Annotated in this window: 18 protein-coding genes and 1 tRNA gene; 9 read left to right on the forward strand and 10 right to left on the reverse strand. The window is 65.6% G+C overall.

What is annotated here, in order from left to right; translation table 11 throughout:
• Positions 1–9 precede the first annotated feature (9 nt).
• Together H9654_RS00170 and H9654_RS00175 are read left to right on the forward strand one after the other, a co-directional pair.
• Positions 10–1,428: an undecaprenyl-phosphate glucose phosphotransferase gene (locus H9654_RS00170; protein WP_406833444.1), complete on the forward strand. Its 1,419-nt coding sequence runs from the start codon at positions 10–12 to the stop codon at positions 1,426–1,428.
• 69 nt (positions 1,429–1,497) lie between these two features.
• The gene (locus H9654_RS00175) at positions 1,498–1,932 is read left to right on the forward strand and encodes a low molecular weight protein-tyrosine-phosphatase (RefSeq protein WP_182655657.1); all 435 of its coding nucleotides are present in this window, start codon (positions 1,498–1,500) and stop codon (positions 1,930–1,932) included.
• A gap of 51 nt (positions 1,933–1,983) precedes the next feature.
• Here the strand turns inward: H9654_RS00175 and H9654_RS00180 are convergent, their stop codons facing one another.
• From H9654_RS00180 to H9654_RS00205, 6 genes are all read right to left on the reverse strand, one after another.
• The gene (locus tag H9654_RS00180) at positions 1,984–4,191 is read right to left on the reverse strand and encodes a YjbH domain-containing protein (RefSeq protein ID WP_191768055.1); all 2,208 of its coding nucleotides are present in this window, start codon (positions 4,189–4,191) and stop codon (positions 1,984–1,986) included.
• The gene (locus H9654_RS00185) at positions 4,191–4,880 is read right to left on the reverse strand and encodes a capsule biosynthesis GfcC family protein (RefSeq protein ID WP_191768057.1); all 690 of its coding nucleotides are present in this window, start codon (positions 4,878–4,880) and stop codon (positions 4,191–4,193) included. Before H9654_RS00185 ends, H9654_RS00180 begins: the two co-directional genes overlap by 1 nt.
• 81 nt (positions 4,881–4,961) lie before the next feature.
• Positions 4,962–5,651, reverse strand: a complete 690-nt coding sequence (locus tag H9654_RS00190; protein ID WP_225211772.1) for a YjbF family lipoprotein — start codon at positions 5,649–5,651, stop codon at positions 4,962–4,964.
• A gap of 1 nt (position 5,652) precedes the next feature.
• On the reverse strand, positions 5,653–6,762 hold the full coding sequence (locus tag H9654_RS00195; RefSeq protein ID WP_191768848.1) for a polysaccharide biosynthesis/export family protein: 1,110 nt from the start codon (positions 6,760–6,762) through the stop codon (positions 5,653–5,655).
• A gap of 81 nt (positions 6,763–6,843) precedes the next feature.
• Complete coding sequence (locus H9654_RS00200; protein WP_191768059.1) at positions 6,844–7,179, reverse strand: hypothetical protein; 336 nt, start codon at positions 7,177–7,179, stop codon at positions 6,844–6,846.
• Between the two features lie 94 nt (positions 7,180–7,273).
• Positions 7,274–7,783, reverse strand: coding sequence for a phosphatase PAP2 family protein (locus H9654_RS00205; RefSeq protein ID WP_191768061.1), 510 nt, complete (start codon positions 7,781–7,783; stop codon positions 7,274–7,276).
• A gap of 245 nt (positions 7,784–8,028) precedes the next feature.
• On the opposite strand from H9654_RS00205, the gene H9654_RS00210 reads away from it, so the two are divergent.
• Positions 8,029–8,105, forward strand: a tRNA-Arg gene (locus H9654_RS00210).
• 81 nt (positions 8,106–8,186) lie between these two features.
• Here the strand turns inward: H9654_RS00210 and H9654_RS00215 are convergent.
• The gene (locus H9654_RS00215) at positions 8,187–8,423 is read right to left on the reverse strand and encodes a DUF1272 domain-containing protein (protein ID WP_191768063.1); all 237 of its coding nucleotides are present in this window, start codon (positions 8,421–8,423) and stop codon (positions 8,187–8,189) included.
• A 138-nt stretch (positions 8,424–8,561) separates the two neighbouring features.
• Between H9654_RS00215 and H9654_RS00220 the strand changes: the two genes are divergently transcribed.
• Complete coding sequence (locus H9654_RS00220; RefSeq protein ID WP_191768065.1) at positions 8,562–9,590, forward strand: TraB/GumN family protein; 1,029 nt, start codon at positions 8,562–8,564, stop codon at positions 9,588–9,590.
• 31 nt (positions 9,591–9,621) lie between these two features.
• Here the strand turns inward: H9654_RS00220 and H9654_RS00225 are convergent, their stop codons facing one another.
• Positions 9,622–10,767, reverse strand: a complete 1,146-nt coding sequence (locus H9654_RS00225; protein ID WP_191768067.1) for a GAF domain-containing sensor histidine kinase — start codon at positions 10,765–10,767, stop codon at positions 9,622–9,624.
• On the opposite strand from H9654_RS00225, the gene H9654_RS00230 reads away from it, so the two are divergent.
• A complete protein-coding gene (locus H9654_RS00230) occupies positions 10,729–11,814 on the forward strand; it encodes a MarC family protein (RefSeq protein WP_191768068.1) in 1,086 nt (361 codons plus the stop codon). The genes H9654_RS00225 and H9654_RS00230 overlap by 39 nt on opposite strands.
• Positions 11,815–11,828: 14 nt before the next feature.
• On the opposite strand, the gene H9654_RS00235 is transcribed toward H9654_RS00230, so the two are convergent.
• A complete protein-coding gene (locus tag H9654_RS00235; protein WP_101099076.1) occupies positions 11,829–12,185 on the reverse strand; it encodes a response regulator in 357 nt (118 codons plus the stop codon).
• Entirely contained in the window at positions 12,178–13,335 is a 1,158-nt protein-coding gene (locus tag H9654_RS00240; RefSeq protein WP_191768070.1) for a two-component system sensor histidine kinase NtrB, read from the reverse strand. Before H9654_RS00240 ends, H9654_RS00235 begins: the two co-directional genes overlap by 8 nt.
• Before the next feature lie 144 nt (positions 13,336–13,479).
• Between H9654_RS00240 and H9654_RS00245 the strand changes: the two genes are divergently transcribed.
• The 4 genes from H9654_RS00245 to H9654_RS00260 are packed head-to-tail and all read left to right on the forward strand — an operon-like array spanning position 13,480 to position 19,122.
• Positions 13,480–16,623, forward strand: coding sequence for a response regulator (locus tag H9654_RS00245; RefSeq protein ID WP_191768072.1), 3,144 nt, complete (start codon positions 13,480–13,482; stop codon positions 16,621–16,623).
• The gene (locus H9654_RS00250) at positions 16,620–17,444 is read left to right on the forward strand and encodes a CheR family methyltransferase (RefSeq protein ID WP_191768074.1); all 825 of its coding nucleotides are present in this window, start codon (positions 16,620–16,622) and stop codon (positions 17,442–17,444) included. Before H9654_RS00245 ends, H9654_RS00250 begins: the two co-directional genes overlap by 4 nt.
• Entirely contained in the window at positions 17,444–18,013 is a 570-nt protein-coding gene (locus H9654_RS00255; protein WP_191768076.1) for a chemotaxis protein CheB, read from the forward strand. Before H9654_RS00250 ends, H9654_RS00255 begins: the two co-directional genes overlap by 1 nt.
• Positions 18,010–19,122 (forward strand): hybrid sensor histidine kinase/response regulator, encoded by a 1,113-nt coding sequence (locus tag H9654_RS00260; protein ID WP_101099081.1) that lies wholly within the window; start codon positions 18,010–18,012, stop codon positions 19,120–19,122. The genes H9654_RS00255 and H9654_RS00260 overlap by 4 nt, the downstream gene beginning before the upstream one ends.
• The last annotated feature ends 23 nt before the right edge of the window (positions 19,123–19,145 follow it).

Genomic DNA, 19,145 nt, shown 5'->3' on the forward strand with positions numbered 1-19,145 from the left:
TTGGCGCCAGTGCATCCGCAGCCGCGCCGGGTCGAGGCGCGCGCTGCACTGGAGCTGGTTCTCCGGCTCGCTGATCTGCTGTCCATTCCGGGCGCAGCGGTCGTCTCCCATCTTTTCCGCTTTGGCTTCGTGGCACCTTCCGCTTCGCAGCGCGTGGTCTTCGGCGCGGTCCTGCTGAGCACGATGGTGTGTTTCTCCGTGGCGCCGATGTATCGCCAGTGGCGTGCCCGCGGCCTGCTGGCCGACCTTTGGTTCCTGCTGCTGGCCTGGACAGCGGTCTTCGGCCTTTTCTCCACGTATGCCGTGCTGGTGGACATGACCGACTCGGTACCCACCACGTGGTTGGTCGGCTGGTACGCGATGGGGCTGGCGGCGATGACCACCACCCGCGTCGGGTTGCGGGTGCAGTTGCATCGTCTGCGGGCACGCGGACTGGATCGCGAGCGCGTACTACTCGTAGGCCTCCGCGCGCCATCGCTGAAGCTGCACCGACTGCTGCGGGGTAAACCGGAAATGGGCAAGGAGGTCATTGGTTACTTCTCCAGCCCCGGCGATATTCCAACCCGCCGCCGCGCCGACGTTCCGCGTTTCCTCGGGGGGATTGAAGACCTGCCGCAGTACATGGACCTGCATCGCGGCGAATTTGACCAGGTATGGGTGTCACTGCAGATGGGCAGTGGCCCGCAGATCAAGGACATGCTGAAGAAGATCGAGCGCTTTCCGGTGCCGGTCCGCATCATTCCGGATATCAGTGGTTACGGCACGCTCAACCCGGGTGTCCATTTGGTCGGCAACGTGCCGATGATCGGTGTGCGGCAGGGCTTGCCGGACCAGCATTTCAGGCTGGTGAAGCGGATCGAGGACCTGCTGGTGGCGGGCATCGCGGTGGTGTTGCTGGCCCCGGTGTTCGCCATGCTCGCGGTCGGCGTGAAGCTGAGTTCGCCGGGCCCGGTCCTGTTCCGCCAGCGCCGGCATGGGCTGGGCGGAAAGGAATTCTGGATGCTGAAATTCCGCTCCATGCGCGTGCATGCCGAGACCCCGGATACCATCACGCAGGCAACCCGCCACGATCCGCGCATTACCCGCTTTGGTTCCTTCCTGCGCCGCAGCAGCCTGGATGAGCTACCGCAGTTCTTCAATGTGCTCGGCGGCAGCATGTCGGTGGTTGGGCCGCGCCCGCACGCGATCCAGCACAACAACCAATATGAAAAGCTGATCGGGCGTTACATGCACCGTCATTACGTCAAGCCGGGCATTACCGGGTGGGCCCAGGTGCATGGATTGCGTGGCGAAACGCCGGAGCTGCGCTCGATGAAGAAGCGCGTGCAGTACGACATCGACTACATCCGTCGATGGAGTCCGACGCTGGACGTGCGCATCATCGCGTTGACAGCGTTCAAGGTGTTGGGGCAGAAGTCGGCTTACTAGGCCGGCTTGCTGATGCATCCTGGCCGGCCGCTGCGCTACCCTGTGCGTTGATGGCGACAGGAACCGGTTGTGTTCAAGAATATTCTTTTCGTGTGCGTGGGAAACATCTGCCGCAGCCCTTCGGCGGAGGTCATGCTGCGTGACCTGGTGGCCGGCAAGGGCATCGAGGTGTCTTCTGCGGGGCTGGGGGCGCTGGTCGACCATGGCGTCGACCCCACAGCACAGGCATTGCTGCTCGAGCACGGGCTGGATGGCAGCAGCCATCGTGGCCGGCAGATCAGTGGAAGCATCCTCGGGCAGGCTGATCTGGTATTGACGATGGAGCGCAAGCACGTCCGCCGCATCACCGAGATCGCACCGGAAGCCTCGGGAAAGACCTTCCTGCTGGGCAAGTGGCAGCAGGACCGTGAGATTCCCGATCCGTATCGTCAGCAGCGCGCAGCCTTCGAGCATGTGTACAAGCTGATGGCCGAAGGCGTGCAGAGCTGGGTCAAGTACCTGTAGCGCGCGTGGGTGTGCCGCGGCAGTGCCGACCCTGGCCGGCACCTCACCCGGTCAGTCGGTGATCGACTTCAGGTTGTCATAGAAGAAGCGCTCGTCGCGCTCGCCGGTCACGTTGTACAGCGAGTACTTGCGTGACAGCATCGCGCCACCGTCGCGGATCAGTGGGTTCCAGTTGATCGCCGCACGCGCGCGGGTGGAGCGGGGCAGGACGTGGTCGAACGGGATGCTGAAGTAGAGCCCCTTGTCGAAGCTGCCTTCGCCGAAGTCCGCGGCCGACACATCGGTCTTGGTCGCGTACGCGCCCATGGTCACGCCGTTGTCGAACACGCGCGCGATGTTCACCGTTGCGCCGTAGTCGCCAGCCAGGTATCGGCCGACCGACATCGAGCCTACGATGCGTTCGCGCGCATCAAAGGCGTAGTACAGCGTGGCATGGCCGGTGGTCATGCGGTAATCGCGCAGGCCCCAGTGCTGGTCGAAGTCGCGCTGCTGCACGCGGTTGATGTTCACCCCGACAGCCCAGGGCTGCTCCATCGGGCGGTAAAGCAGCTCACCACCGACGCCGGCATACATCCATTCCAGGTAGCCGGCGTACGCCATGCCGTAGACATCGCGACCGAAGCGGTGGGCGAGGTTGAGCTGCAGGTTGGGCAGGGTCACGTCATTGTCGACCATGTAGCGACGCAGATCGGTACGCACGCGCGGCAGCCGGCTGGGCGCGTTGTACTTGAACTTGTCGTAGTTGTTCAACAGGTCCGCGCTCACCGTCCCGGTCAGCCACATGTCCGGGCGGAAGAAGAAGCTGCCCGAATAGTTCGCCGCAACCTGGTACAGGATGAAGCCGTCCGGGCCACCGAGATTCTGCCGGTAACCCAGGCTGAAGCCGCCGCCGTACGGGCTGTGCGGGGCGCGGTAGAGCACCTCGCGGTCCACTTCGGCAGGTGCCTGCAGATCGGTGCTGCGCCGCAGGACATCGTCCTCGACCGTGCCGTCCAGATTGCCCAACAGCGCATCACGCTTGACCGACATGTCCACGATCGGCATGCCCAGTCGGGTGGTGCGCAGGGTGTACCAATCGTAATCCTCGCCCGTGGTACTGGACAGGATACGGCCTGCCCGACCGAGGCCCTTGGCCGGACTGAAGTGGCGCACCTGGTAGCCGTCGACGAACAGTTCGCCGCCACGGCGGGAAATCTGGTCCACGCGGAAACCGGCGTTGTCGCGCAGCTGCGATGAAACGGTTGCCCAGTCGGGCTCCACCCCACCGGAAGCGCCGGTTGCAGGCCCGTCGGCGGCCAACGCGAGGGCAGGGGCCTGGCCGGCCTCGGCGCGCTGCGCGGCGGCTGCGGCCGGGTTGATCGGCGGGGGATCAAACGGCTTGGGCGCCGCGGATGCGCCGCCGGGATTGCCGCGCAGCGTAAGCGAGAACATCGCCGCGTCGCCGCGCTCCCACGCCGCCGTCAACTCGACGTTGCGGTTGGGAACGTAGACGAGGCCGACATTGATCGGTGTGCGCTGGGTCAGGTTGTTGTTGCGCGGTTCCCGCTTGTAGTCGTTGCCGTCGTATTCCACTTTCACCAGCAAGGCATCCCACGGCGTCTGGTAGGTAAGACCACCAAAGATGCCGACCGGGCCGCGGAACATGTTGCTGACGCCGAACTTGCCGGCCTGGACAATGGCGCTGGTGGCGATCGGACGGCGGTCCTTGAACCGGTCATCGATGATGCCCAACGGGTTGGAGAAGTCGCCACGGTTGCCCAGGTAGCCGGTCGCCAGGCCCAGCGAGGCGTCGACGGGGCCGAAGTTCTTGCTGGCCACCAGATATTCACTGGAGAAGAAGCCGGTGCCGCCGATGTCGCGCACGCCGAACGCTACGTCCGGCATCCAGCGCGATTCCTGCCACAGACGCAGCTTGAAATCGATCGACTTGTCCTTGTAGTTCTGGTCGCCGGCAATGCTCGGACCATAACGGATATTGGACACGTTGATGTAGCGGAACGTTCCTTCGAGCCAGCTGAACGGCTGCAACGTGACGTTGTAGCGGCTGTAAGGGGAGTTGTGCGACGCGGTGAAGGCAATGTCGCCCGCGGTGTTCATGCGCGCAGTGGGGGTCTGCAGCAGCCCGCTGCCACCCCATTCGCTCGCGGTGACCGGCGGTGCCTGCTGCGCGTGAAGCGCGGTGGACAGGCACATCGCCAGCAGGCTCACGGCGAGGGTGGCGGGCCCACGGGCGGGCAGGAGTTTTGCGGAAACGGTCATCAAGGATCGACAGGTTGCGTAGCGATGAACGAAGCAAAGTCTTCGTTGAAGGAGGTGTCGATGTGCTTCATCGCCGACTCGCGTACTGGCACGTAGATCGTGCCGCCGGCGGCCACTGGCTGCGGATCGGCACGGTTCCACGCCGCAATGCCCAAGGCCTGCACCAGCCCGTCCGGCTGCACGACGTACAGCGTGTCCGGATCTGCGGCATCGGAAACAGGGCAGTGCGCCAGGTAGGCCTTTGCATCCTGCAGCGGCTGGTGGGGCAACGTGCAGGGCTGGATCACGGCGCCGACGACGTGCACGGTCTGCGGGCGCAGCGGGATGATGATGCTGTCTCCCCGCCTGGCGACGGGATTGTTGGGCGGCTGCACCTGCATCAAGCGGCGATCCAGCACCAGCCGCACGCGGCCGGTTGCCGGATGTGCTTCCAGCCACTCGTGCAGTAGTTCGCCTGCTGCCCGTACATCAAGGTTTTCATGCTGCGGCAACTGACTCAGCGTATGCAGCAGGCCGGCGCGCTGGCGCAGCTGGTCCTGCCTTTCTTGTTCGCGCTGCAGGCTGCTGCCGAGCAGGTAGGCCGCAGCGCTGGGGCGCGCTGCGTTGAGCACGTCGGAGATGCGTCCACCCGCCTGCACCTGGACGGTACCGGATTCCTCGACCGCGCCCTGCACGCTGACTTCGGACACACCCGGGACCGGTAATGCGGCCCACAGGGAGGAAGAGCAGGCCAGGAGTACAAGCGTCGCCGCACTGCGAAACATCATCATTCAGTCCTGCGCCGTGCGGTAGGGTTTGAGCTGGGTGAGTTCCACGGCATAGCCGGGCGCCAGGTGCTGGCGACTCTTCCAGATTAAACCGGTCGTCGCATCCGCCCAGTACAGGTTGGTGGCACCGATGCCCCCGCCTTGCAGCTGTTCTTCGAAACGCACCAGCTGCATCTGCCTGCCGAGGATTTCCACCTTGTCCGTGCCGTGTCGGGTCAGCGTCCCGGTGACCGGCACCGACACCGCATAGGCGGGGGTTGCGTCGTACTGGCGCTGCACCTTCACCGGCGTGGTGACCTTGGCGAGGTCGTGGAACGGCGAATCGCCGACGATGCGGGTGGCGATCTGTCGACCGTTGCCGGACGTCGAGGTCACCAGGCCATCGCGGTCCAGGTGGAACACCGCTTCCCTTCCTGCATACCAGACCTGCTGCCCATCATCGACATAGCCGAGCACCATGACGGCGCTCATGTCCGGGGCGCGCAGCTGGATCTGCGGATAGCGGTTGGCGGCGACCTGTACGGGCGTGGCTTCAACATCACGGTTGAAAAGCAGCCGGAACGAATCGCTGGTGGAGCGACTGGCCGATGTACAGGCGGCCAGCGCGAATACCAGCGAAGATCCGGCGACAAGCGGTCGGATGGCGCGCCAGCTGCGGCAGGCAGCGCGCTGCGAGGCCTTACGGGCCATCATGTCAGTTGCTTCCGACTTCGTTTTCCGTCCGCGCGGCGGTGTACAGGATGCTGGTGAACGGCAGCAGCTGGTTGACGAAGCGGTTCCAACGGGTGACGCCGGCTGCACCGACGAAGACGACGTCACCGGGCTGCAGCATGAACTGGCTGGCCACGGCAAAGGCGGTCGGCGAGCGCGCTTCGAGCTGGTAGACCATCGACGGCTCGGCGATCAGGTCCTTCGCGCCCCGGATCACGTAGACCGAATTGCCGCTGGCGGTGGCCTGCGTGATGCCACGCGCACGTCCGAGAGCCTGGTTCAGCGACACATCGCCGGTACGAAAACTGTAGGCGCCGGGCAGGTTAACTTCGCCAACGACGAAGATTTCCTTGCGGTCCAGGTACGGCACGAAGATCGAGTCCCCGTCCTTCAGGTAAAGCTGGCGCCCGCCGTATTGATTGGCCAGCGTCTCCAGATTGATCGTATAGGTCACCCCGGCACGGCTGAGGCGCACGCCAGACAAGTCGGCCTGGCTGGCATTGAGGCCGCCCTGACTGATCGCGTCGGAGAGTGTCAACGGAGACGTACCCAGTGACAGCGGCGTCGAGCGCTCGGCTGCACCGGTGATCCATACCCGCTGGCTGCCGTAGGTCAGCACGGAGACGTCGACCTGCGGGGATTCAATGTACTTGGCGAGCCTTTGGGTGATCTCTTCGCGCAGCTGGACCGGCGTCCTGCCCTGTGCGTTGATCTTGCCGATGTAGGGGTAGAACATCGAACCGTCGCTCTGCACCAGCCGGCCAGCCAGATTGCCCTGCTGCTGCGAGCCGGCAGGCACCGTCAATTCCGGATGGTCCCACACCGTCACATACAGTACGTCGCCGATGCCTACCTGGTATTCCTGCGGCTGGTAGTCGAAAAGCTCTGCGGGCAGCACCTTCCCGGCCTGCGTTGCCCGGTCCATAGCGATCAGCTTGGGGGTGATGGTGGCCATTTCGAGGCGACCATCGTCGCTCTGCGTGGAGTGCGAGACATCGCCCTGCCGCAGGTGCTGGCCCGGCGCCAGCAGGCAGCCGGACAAGGTGGCAGACGCGACAAGGGCGACAGCAACGCAGGAGAGCTTGGTTTTCATGGATCTATCTGGTTCCAGCAGGCAAAAAAAACCCTCGCCAAGCATTGCCCGGCGAGGGCTGGGATTCAAGCGGGCTGCGGATCAGCCGCCAGTGCCACCGGTACCGCCAGTGCCACCGGTGCCGCCAGTGCCACCCGTACCGCCGGTGCCACCACCGCCGTCGCCGCCACCACCGCCACCGCCGCCGCCTGCGTCATCCTCACCGCTGGAGCTGTCGCCGCCAACGCTGTAGAGAACGGCTGCGGTCGCAACAGCCGCCACAGCGGTGCTGGCGATGGCAACGGTCGAATAACCCGTTGCTTCGGCGCCTGCGACTTCCGCGCTGGTGGTGGTCGAGGACTGCTGAACCTGAGCATCCTGAGCCAGGACGGGGGAAGACAGGCCAACGAGGGCCAGTACTGCAAAGATCTTCTTCATAAAACGGGGTCTCCTACTCCGTCTGGGGGGATTTGAACACCCCTATGGTCAGGGCATGCGCGAGTGCTGTCAAGGCAATCACGACATGAAAGGCCTATGGCGTCAGCATTTTACGTTGCAATGTGACGGATTTCTCATGCAGCGCGCTTCGCGCGTAGGCTTTCTTCGCTCCTGACAGCGCGGTGGCCAAACGCACCACGGCCTCGTGCGTCGTTGCCTGGGGAAAAACAGCCGGCATGAACGCGCCCGCGAAGAGTGCCGCTGCAAGCCACCCGGGCGATGCGAGGGCGGTCGGGTCCAGGCGCCGTAGGGTCCATGCGGCAGCCAGCGAGCCGAGCAGCCATCCACTCGTCACTTCCGACCAGGAATGCGCGTTCAGCGGAAGGCGCGAGTAGGCGATTGCGGCTGCCAACAGCAGGCCGCCCGCGCTGGCCCAGCACGCGCCGCGCCTTGGCAGGCAAACGGCCAGCAGCACGGGCCAGATCGCGGCAGACATGGCCGCATGGCCGCTGACGCCGGTGAAATCCAGGCGCGCCGAACCGATGCCCCAGCCGAGGAAGGCCAGTTTGGAGGCCAGCACGATAGCGCCGATGATGCACAGCATGAGCATCCACCGCAGATGCCAGCGGCTGCGCCGACGCCAGCCCATGACGATCAGGACCAGCGCTGCCGGTACGAGCAGGCGGCTGTCACCTAGGATTGAAAGGAGGTGCCACGTGGACGGCATGCAGGGGGAGGGACCGGATAGGGGGGGGACAGAATACGGCGCAGTTGCACCGCCCAGCTGACCATAGCCCTTACGTGGTAGTCCTGCGTGCGCTCAGGCTGTATCCTTCACACCCTCGATCTGGCCCCGTAGCTCAGCTGGATAGAGCGTCCCCCTCCTAAGGGGAAGGTCGCCCGTTCGAATCGGGCCGGGGTCACCAGAATCAATGGGTTGGAAAACTTCCCCACAGATCCGCCGCATCGACGCCAACCACTGCCGCTGATTCCGCGCGCAGCCGGGCTCAGCCGTCCACCGGCTTGAACACCCGTACCGGCGAGGCAGGGCTGCGCTTCAGCGCGGCACCCTCGCGCGTCGGGCGTGGACACAACGCGCCGCTGCAGTTCGGGCAGCGCCCGCCCAGACGTCCCTGCGCGCAGGCGGTGCAGAATGTGCATTCGAACGAGCAGATCCACGCGCCGGTCGACACTGCGGGCAGGTCGGTGTCGCAGCATTCGCAGCCAGGACGCATCTGCAACATGGGCTGGGCCCGGAACAAGAACACAGCGCCAGCGTAGCGCCCGGCCGCCGTGGTTCCAGCGCCATCCGGCGCCAACGAACGTTTTACACAGCAGGAAGAAGCACTGGATACAGTGCGCGATCACTCAGGGGATTGGCCATGCAGCACCGACGTAACGGGCACTGGATCAGGTGCGGCATCACCCTTGCGGCGCTGCTGCTGGCACCGCTCGCCGTCGCCGCGCAGGCCATGACGGCAGAAGGACCGGTGGTCGACATGGCGGCCGTGCAGGTCACCGGCGAGCAGCCCGGTCCGGGGCTGTGGAAGGTGAGCAACGCGCAGGGCCACGTGCTGTGGCTGCTGGGTACGGTGGCGCCGTTGCCGGCCGGCGTGACCTGGCGTTCGGACCAGGTGCAGCAGGTGATCGCCACCTCCGACCACGTGCTCGGTCCGCCTGGCTGGACACCGGACGTCAAGCTCGGCCTGCTGCGCGGCCTTACCCTGCTGCCTTTGGCGATGAAGACCGCCAGGGATCCGCAGGGGCGCACCCTGCAGCAGATCGTGGCGCCGGAAACCTACGCGCGCTGGCTGGGCTTGAAGGCCACCTATCTTGGCCGCGATGGCGGGGTGGAAAAGAAGCGCCCGATGATCGCTTCGGGCGAGCTGTACATGGCCTTCCTCAAGCGCCAGTGCCTGCGCGATAGCGGGCAGGTGACCGAAGCCCTTGAACGTGCCTACAAGGCCAACAAGCTGGAGCCGGAAGAGGCGCGGGTGAAGCTTCCCATCGCCGATGCGCGGGGCGCCCTGAAGGAATTGCAGGGCACCGAAGTCGACGACCGTGCCTGCTTCGAACGCACCCTGGATACGGTCGAATTCCAGGCCCCGGTGCTGCGCGAGCGTGCCAACGCATGGGCATCGGGGGACATCGGGGCCCTGCGCCGGCTGGCCGTGATGTCCATGGCGCGCACCTGCCGGGACGTGGTGCAGGATTCGGCGTTCGCGCGCAGCCGCGGTTGGAACGACTTGCCGCAGCAGGCGCGCACGCAGTGGGTGGGCCTGGCCGACAAGGCGCTGGCCCAGCACGCCAGCACGTTCTCCACGGTACCGGTCAGCCTGCTGCTGGGCCCGGAGGATTACCTCGGTGCGTTGCGCGCACGCGGCTATGAGATCGAGCCGCCGCCGGAATGAGTGCTGGCGCTGGGACTGACGCGCGTACAGCTCAGCGCAGCGGCATGCGCAGGGTGAAGGTGGTCCCGATAGCCTCGCCGGACTGCACCGTCAGTGCGCCGCCATGCGAAACGGCGATCTGCGAAGCGATGTAAAGCCCCAGGCCCAGGCCGGAATCCAGTCGCTGGTCGCCGGTGCGGTGGAAGGGCTCGAACAGGGTCTTCATCGACGCCTCGGCAATCACCCCTTCGTTGTGCACTTCCAGCACCAGCGCGGCGTCGTCGGCGTGCCCGCGCAGCGTGATCGGACGGCCCTTGCGGCCGTGGATGGCCGCGTTGATCAGCAGGTTGCTGACCAGTTGCGAAAGGCGGTCCGCATCGCAGGTCACCACCTCGGGCAGTGCCAGTTCAACGATCAACGGGCAACCGGGGTAGGGGGCCAGTGCCTGCTCGGCGGCGTTGGCCAGCAGCGCAGACAGGTCACGCCAGGGCCGCACGCGCAGGGCGATGCCCGAGCCCAGCCGGCCGCGTGCGAAATCCAGCGTCACCTCGATCAGTTCCGCCATCCGGTCCGCGCTGTCGTCCAGGTGCCGCAGCAGGCTCTGCTGCGCCTCGCTGGTGGCCGACAAGGACAGCAGGTCGGAGGTGACCCGAATCGCCTGCAGGGGGTTGCGCAGATCATGGGCGAGCACGGCGATGAACTCCTCGCGCTCCTTGCCTTCCTGTCGCAGCGCGCTGTTGAGCACTTCGGAGGCCTGCAGGCGGCTTTCGGGCGACGCGTTCGCTTCCCGCTTGTCGCCGTCGTGCTGGTCATCGGTATCGTGCGCTTCCGCCGCGCCGATCTGCTCGGCCACCACCGCACCCAGCGCACGCATGGCGTGCACGATTTCATCGGTGATCACGCGCGGCTCGGGATCCAGCGTGCACAGTGTGCCGAACACCCGCCCATCGGCCAGTACCACCGGCACCGAGATGTAGCTGCGGAAGCCATGCAGGGCCGGGATTGGACTGTCGCAGCGCTTCTGGTCCTGGCGGCAATCGCCGAACCAGACCGCTTCACCGGTCGCGGTCACGTCGCGGCAGAAGGTGTTGATCAGATCCAGCCGAAGGCCGGCGGAGATGCCGAGCCCAGCGCGGTCCAGTGCGTGCACGGCGCGCCATTGCTGCTCACCGACCTCGCCGATCAGCGCCACACGCATGCCGCTTACGGCACAGGCAAGTTCCAGGCAGGAGTGGAACGAGGGCAGGGGACCTTCCTTGGTGGATCTGTCATGCATAGGGCGGGGCATGTGTCGTTTCAGGAACGCTGGCCGGACGTCAGCCGTAATGGGTCGATTGTGACATTGCCATTCGTATCCCGTTATCTGGCGTCGCGCCGCATCCTTAACCGTTCATACGACTGGCCGGGTGTGCGCAGCGCTCAGATGTCGAAGGCAACAACGATCAGCGGCAAGCCGGAAATGGATAGTGGAGTCACGTTCTGCCGGCTGGAGAATCAGTCGCGTCTGATGGGCTGGGTGCGTCCAAGGCTGCACGCTTGCGCCGCAACAGCTGACGCCCCGTTGGCATGGAGTTTTGCCATGGAATACATGATCGCGCTGTTGAAAGAAATGGCGCTTGTCCCGGTAACCCTTCTGCCGATCATCAATCCGCTGAGCATCGCCTCGATATTCGTCTCCACCGTTGGCAACAAGCACACCCTGGCGCGCGTGCTGGCGCGCCAGATCGGGATGAACGTGGCGTGGGTGATCATTGCCTCGATGCTGGTCGGCACCTACGTGCTGACCATCTTCGGCATTTCGCTGGCGGTGGTGCGTTTCGGTGGCGGCCTGCTGGTGGCGGCCAGTGCCTGGCGCATGCTGGCGCCGCGCCCGGATACCTCACCGACGGTGCAGGAGACCGAGGCGGCGGGTATTGCCGACAATCAGTTGATGCAGCGCAGTTTCTATCCGCTGACGTTCCCGCTGACCACTGGCCCGGGTGTGATTTCCGCCTGCATCACCTTGGGCGCACACGGGGAATCGATGAACCCGCTGCATTTTCTTTCCGGCGCGATCGTCGCGGTCGGCGGTGCACTGATGGTGGCAGTGGTGATCTACCTGATCCTGCGCAATTCGATCGTGGTGGTCACCCGCCTGGGGCCCTCAGGCGCGGTGGTGATGCAGCAACTGGTTGCCTTCGTGCTGTTGTGCATCGGCATCCAGCTGGTGTGGTCGGGCTGGCTGGACCTGAGCGCAGCCCATTGAAAGGAAGCGGCCGCTCAACGTGCGGTCAGCAGCTCCACCAGCTGCCGCAGCCGATACGGCTTGGGCAGGAATTCCACGTGCCCCGGCAACGGCGGCAGCTGCGAGCGCGCATAGCCGGAAGACAGGATCATCCGTGCGCCCGGCTGGGTACGGGCAACGTGTTCACTGAGCTCGATCCCGGACATCCCGTTGGGCATGCTGACATCGCTGAACACCACATCGTATTGATGCTCGCCAGCCATCATCGCCAGCGCTTCGTGGCCATCGGCGGTGGTATCGACGTTGATGCCCAGATCCTGCAGGGCCAGGCCGATCATGTCGCGCAGGTCTTCCTGGTCTTCGACCATGAGTACGCGGATGGAATCAGTCATTGGCGGGAACCTCCAGGGCAGGCAGCAGCAGGCTGACCGTCGTGCCACCACCTTCGGTGCTGGACACATCGACGAAACCGCCGCATTGGGTGATGAAACCGAACACCTGGCTCAGGCCCAGACCGCTGCCCTTGCCGATGTCCTTGGTCGTGAAAAATGGCTCGCTGGCCCGGGCGGCGACGTCTGGCGCCATGCCGTGGCCTTCATCCTGCACGCGGATGGCGACGAAATTCCGGTACGTGGGCGTGTCGGCCTGGGGGTCCAGGCGACGCTCGATGTCGCCAATGATACAGATCCGGCCGCCATTGGGCATGGCATCGCAGGCATTGCCGACCAGGTTGGACAGCGCCGCCTCCAGTTGCCCGGGATCCAGCAGCACGTCCGGCAGGTCGCTGCGCAGCTGCAGGCTGAGCGAATGATGGGCCAGGCAGCGCTGCTGGAGCGCGGCCATCGCCGGTTGCAGCCAGTTCGCGGTGGTGACGCGTTCGCGCACCAGCGTCTGGCCGGCACCGAAGGCAAGCAGCTGCCGGGTCAGCAGCGCGCCACGGTCGGCCGCGGCCTGCGCATTGCCGATCAGGCGTTCGGTGGTTTCATCTGAAGCGCAACGCAGGGCGATCAGGTCCAGCGCATTGTGGATGGTGGTCAGCAGGTTGTTGAACTCGTGCGCCAGCCCGCGGCTGAGTTGGCTCACTTTTTCGAACTGCTGGGTGCTGGCGAGCGCCCGTTGCGCATCACGCAGCAGCACCTGCGCCTGGTAGCTTTCGGTGATATCGCGGGTCACCTTGACGAAGCCGACGAGGTGCTCGGCTTCATACACCGGTTCGATGACCACGCTGGCGCGGAAACGGCTGCCGTCACTGCGCACGCGCCAACCCTCACCGGCATAGCGGCCTTCGCTGGCGGCGATGGACAGCGAGCGCTCGGGCTCGCCGGCATCGCGGTCGGCGGGGCAGTGGAAACGGCTGAAATGGGTGCCGATCACTTCCTCGGCACTGTAGCCCTTGATCCGCTGCGCGCCGGGATTCCAGGTGCACACCACGCCTTCCGGATCCATCAGGTACAGGGCATGGTCAGTGACGCTCTCGATGAGGAGCGTCAACTGTCTGGACGTATCTGTCTGGGCGGTGAGCTTGGAGACGGCGTTTACCACGGGACTGCGCTGAAACCCCTGAGGCCGGTGACGCTAGAAGCGACAGTGTGAAGGAATTGTGTACGGTGTCACGTGCCGAAAGTCGTGCCGGAAACGACGGGCATTCAGTTAACATCGCACTTCTTTGTGCCGGGATCTCCACCCATGACGTCAGCTTCAAGTACGCGCGACCCCTGGATATGGGGCCTGTCGGCCGCCCTGCTGGCGGCAACCGCTGCGCTTGAACTGGTTGTCCCGCTTGGGTATGCGGTCTGGCTGGCATACTTCCTGGCGATCGGCGTGACGGTGTTCCAGCGCCATGCTGGGCTGCCGCTGGTGGTCGCCGTGGCCGCCTGTGTGTTCCTGGCGGTGGGCTACAACATTGCGCCTGCGAGTACCAATTCAGCTTTTTCATACGTCAACCGCAGCATTGGCGGATTCGCCTTCCTGATGATCGGATTGATCGTCAACCGCGCAATCCAGGCGCGCCGTGAGGCGGCCGAGGCGCTGTGGCTGCAGGAGAGTGAAAACGTCGTGGCGATGAGCCTGCGCGGCGACCTGGGGCCGGAAAAGATCGCCGAGGCGGCGATGACCACCCTGGCCGAGCAGCTGAAAGCGCAGACCGCGGTGATGTACCGCATCGAGAACCATCAGCTGTTGCTGACCGGCGGCGTTGCGTTGCCGGCCACCGTCCCGCAGTCGCTGGGCCTGAACGAAGGGCAGCTGGGCGAGGTGATCCGCGAAGGCAAGGTGCGCCACCTGCAGGAAGGCGAAGGCAGCGTGCTGCAGATCAGCAGCAGCCTGGGCAGCACCCCGTTGCGCGAACGCGTGCTGGCGCCGATCTTCAGCGATGACCAGATCGTGGGCGTGGTGGAACTGGGCCGCATCCGCGCAGGCCGTGCGCCGCAGCTGGACCGTGAGCTGCTGCAGCGCTGCGCCGACACCATCGGCATCGCGCTGCGCGCGGCCGTGTTGCGCGCGCGGCTGGCCGAACTGCTGGAAGAATCCCAGCGCCAGAGCGAAGAGCTGCAGGCCCAGCAGGAAGAGCTGCGGGTGGCCAACGAAGAACTGGAAGAACAGAGCCGCAGCCTGCTGCATTCGCAGACCAACCTGGAGCAGCAGCAGGCCGAGATGGAGCAGACCAACGTGCAGCTGGAAGAGCGCACGCATGAGCTGGAAGGCCAGAAGCAGGCGCTGCTGGTGGCGCAGGCGCAGCTGGTACGCAATTCCAATGAGCTGTCGGCCGCTTCGCGCTACAAGTCCGAATTCCTGGCCAACATGTCGCACGAGCTGCGCACCCCGCTCAACAGCTCGCTGATCCTGGCCAAGCTGCTGTCGGACAATCGCGATGGCACGCTCAGCGACGAGCAGGTCAAGTACGCGCAGGCCATCCTGTCGTCCAACAACGACCTGCTGGCGCTGATCAATGACATCCTGGACCTGGCCCGCATCGAGGCCGGTCACGTGGAACTGGCCGATGAAATCGTCGTCGTCGAAGGCGCCCTGCAGCGCCTGCGCGAGACCTTCGAGCCGCTGGCGCGGGAGAAGGGGCTGGCGCTGGAGATCGTCGCCGATACCGGCGCGCCCAGCCAGTTCACCGCCGACAGCCAGCGCCTGCAGCAGATCCTGAAGAACCTGCTGGCCAATGCAGTGAAGTTCACCGAACACGGCACGGTCAGCCTGCAGGTGCAGGCCGCCGGCCGCGACCGCGTGCGTTTCGTGGTGCGCGACAGCGGCATCGGCATTGCCGCCGAACAGCTGGACGCCATCTTCGAGGCCTTCCGCCAGGCCGATGGCAGCACCCGCCGCCGCTACGGTGGCACCGGCCTGGGGCTGTCGATTTCGCGTGACCTGGCCACCCGGATGGGCGGTGACATCGGGGTGGAGAGCGAGCCGGGCCGCGGCAGCACCTTCATCGTGGAACTGCCATTGAGCGGGGCGCCGGAACAGCCCGACGCGCCGGCCACGCTGGGCAGCGCGCACGCGCCTCAGCCGATGGTCGCATCGGCAGCGGCACCGTCACCGGTTCGCGCAGGGTCCAGCGCCGGCTCGCCGGCGGTGCGCAGCGAAGCGGCTTCGCCATCGTTGGGCGCCTGGAAGACGGCTGTGGCCCATGGCGCCAGCGCCCAGCGTAGCGAGCGCCTGATCCTGGCAGTGGAAGATGACGCCGCGTTCGCCGAAGCGCTGGTCACGCTGGCGCGCGAACTCGATTTCGACTGCGTGGTGGCCACCACCGCAGAGGAAGCCTTGTCGCTGGCGCGCGAGCTGCGCCCCAGTGGCGTGCTGCTGGACATCGGCCTGCCCGATGTGTCCGGCCTGAGCGTGCTCGAACGCCTGAAGCGTGACCCGCTGACCCGCCACATCCCCGTGCACGTGGTATCGGGCATGGAGCGCAGCCAGCTGGCGATGGAACTGGGTGCCATCGGTTACGTGATCAAGCCGGCCACGCGGGAGCGACTGGTCGAGGCGATCCAGCACCTGGAAAAGACCAGCCAACGCGACGTGCGCCGGCTGCTGATCGTCGAAGATGACACCGAACTGCGCGGCAACCTGGAACTGCTGCTGGGCCGGGAACAGCTGGAAATCACCGCCGTGGGCACCCTCGCCGAAGCGGTGCAACAGCTCAGCAGCGCGACCTTCGACTGCATGGTGACCGACCTGGCGCTGCCCGATGGCAGCGGTTATGACCTGCTGGAGTTCATGGCCGGCAGCGAGGACGTCAGCTTCCCGCCGGTGATCGTCTACACCGGCCGCGCGCTGGGCCGCGAAGAAGAACAGCGCCTGCGCCGGTATTCAAAGAGCATCATCATCAAGGGCGCACGGTCGCCGGAGCGCCTGCTCGATGAAGTCACCCTGTTCCTGCACAGCGTGGAAGCCAACCTGCCCAGCGACCAGCAGCGCCTGCTGCGCGAAGCGCGTCGCCGCGATTCGGTGCTGGACGGGCGCACCGTGCTGCTGGCCGAAGACGATGTGCGCAACATCTTCGCCCTGTCCAGCGTGCTCGAGCCGCTGGGGGTGAAGCTGGAGATCGCCCGCAACGGTCGCGAAGCCGTTGATCGCCTGGCCAGCATGGAAGTGGACCTGGTGCTGATGGACATCATGATGCCGGAGATGGATGGCCTGACCGCGATGCGCGAGATCCGCAGCCAGCGCCAGCACAAGGACCTGCCGATCATCGCGCTGACCGCCAAGGCCATGCCCGACGACCGCGAGCGCTGCCTGCAGGCTGGTGCCAACGACTACATCGCCAAGCCCATCGACGTCGATAAACTGGTGTCGCTGTGCAGGGTATGGTGCTCGCGGCAATGAACGAGCAGGAGCTGTTCGACCTGGAACTGAAGGTGCTGGTGGAGGCGATCTACCAGCGCTACCACTACGATTTCCGCAATTATGCGGTGTCCTCGCTGCGGCGTCGGATGCACCAGGCGATGCAGCGTTACGACTGTGCGCGCCTGTCGGATCTGCAGCACCGGCTGCTGCACGAGCCCGAACTGTTCACCCAGGCGATGCAGTTCTTCACCGTGCAGGTGTCGGAGATGTTCCGTGATCCGACCTACTTCCTGGCGCTGCGCGAGCATGCCGTGCCGGTGCTGAAGACCTATCCGTCGATCAAGCTGTGGGTGGCCGGCTGCAGCACCGGCGAGGAAGTCTGGTCGCTGGCGATCCTGCTGCAGGAAGAGGGACTGCTGGACCGCAGCATCATCTACGCCACCGACATCAATCCGGCCGCGCTGGCCGCGGCTGAATCGGGCACCTATGGCATCGACCGCATCGCCCAGTTCAGCCGCAACTACCTGCAGGCCGGCGGCCAGGGGTCGCTGTCGGACTACTACACCACCGGCTACGACGGGGCGGTGTTCGACCGTCGCCTGCGTCGCAACGTGGTGTTCGCCGACCACAGCCTGGCCACCGATACGGTGTTCTCCGAAGTGCATCTGGTGTCCTGCCGCAACGTGCTGATCTACTTCAACCGGCCGCTGCAGGACCGCGCCGTCGGCCTGTTCCGCGAAGCCCTGGTCCATCGTGGCTTCCTGGGCCTGGGCAGCAAGGAATCGCTGCAGTTCGGCGAGCACGGCAATGCCTTTGAAGCCGCCGCGCGCGAACAGCGCCTGTACCGGAAGGCGGCCTGATGGACGGTCCGGCCCCGCGCGTGTTGGTTATCGGTGCCTCGGCGGGCGGCGTTTCGGCGCTGCAGCGCGTGCTGGGCGCGTTGCCGGCGGCGCTGCCGTGCCCGGCGCTGGTGGTGCTGCACATACCGCGTGACCGCCCCAGCCGCATCGCCGAACTGCTCGATCCGGCTTCGGCGCTGCGGGTGCGCGAGGCCGAGGACAAGCAGCCGCTGGAGGTGGGCACGGTAACCTTCGCCCCGCCGGATTACCACATGCTGGTGGAAGACGAAGCCTCCATCGCGCTGTCGCTGGACGAGCCGGTGTTGTTCTCGCGCCCGGCCATCGACCCGTTGTTTGAATCGGCCGCGGCGGTGTTTGGTGCCGATGTACTGGCGATCCTGCTGACCGGGGCCAGCAGTGATGGCAGCGAAGGCGTGGCTGCGGTGCGCCAGGCCGGTGGCAAAGCCTGGCTGCAATGCCCTGAAGATGCCGAGGCGTCGATGATGCCTGCCTCGGCCCTGCAGCGTGCCGGCGCCGATGCGGTGCTCACGCTGGATGAACTATGCGAATGCCTGAAGGAATTGAAATGAACCTGCTTGCTCCTGCGCCGGTGGAAGACGCGGCGCCGGTCAACATACTGATCGTTGATGACGTGCCGCAGAACCTGGTGGCGATGGAAGCGCTGCTGCGTCGTGATGGCCTGCGCATCCTCTGCGCTGCCTCCGGCAACGAGGCGCTGGAACTGCTGCTGGAACACGAAGTCGCGCTGGCCCTGCTGGACGTGCAGATGCCGGAGATGGATGGCTTCGCCTTGGCCGAACTGATGCGGGGTTCGGCACGCAGCCGCGACGTGCCGATCATCTTCCTGACCGCTTCGCCGCAGGATCCAGTGCGCGCCTTCAAGGGCTATGAAAGCGGTGCGGTGGATTTCCTGCACAAGCCGATCGAGCCGCAGATCATCCTCGGCAAGCTCGGCGTGTTCATCGAGCTCTACCAGCAGAAGCGCCTGTTGAAGTCGCGCAACGAAGCGCTGGAGCGCGCGCTGACGCTCAACGAAACCATGATGGCCGTGCTCACCCACGACCTGCGCACGCCGCTGTCGGCGATCCTGCTGTGCGCGGACAAACTGTCGCTGGATATTCCGGCCGACGCCAGCGCGCAGCAGACCCTGCGCCACCTGGAAACCAGCACGCTGCGCATGGCGCGCATGGTCGACCAGCTGCTCGACTTCTCGCGCATCCGTTCCGGCGGGCTGCGCCTGGAGCGCACCCCATGCAATGCGGCCACGGTGATCGATGCGGTGGTGCAGGAAGTGGAGCAGGGCAATGCGACGGCGGCGATCGAGGTCGTCGCGGTGGGCGATGCGCGCATGCAGGGCGACCCGGACCGGCTGGCCCAGGTGGCCTCCAACCTGATCGGCAACGCGCTGCTGCATGGCGGGCAGGCCCCCATCCAGGTGCATGTGGATGGCGAGGACCCGGCCCAGGTGGTGTTGCGCGTGCGTAACCGCGGGCAGATCGGTGAAAGCCTGCTGCCGCGGCTGTTCGAACCGTTCAAGGCCAGCTTCCACGCCAGCAAAGGGCTGGGCCTGGGCCTGTTCATCGCCGACCAGTTCGTGCGCGCGCACGGCGGCCAGCTGCAGGCACGCAATGAAGCGCAGGACGTAGTGTTCGAAGCTCGGCTGCCGCGCCGGGCCTGATTCGGCCGGCATTGCGCGGCCGC

Source organism: Stenotrophomonas lacuserhaii (assembly GCF_014836545.1).
GTDB lineage: Bacteria > Pseudomonadota > Gammaproteobacteria > Xanthomonadales > Xanthomonadaceae > Stenotrophomonas > Stenotrophomonas lacuserhaii.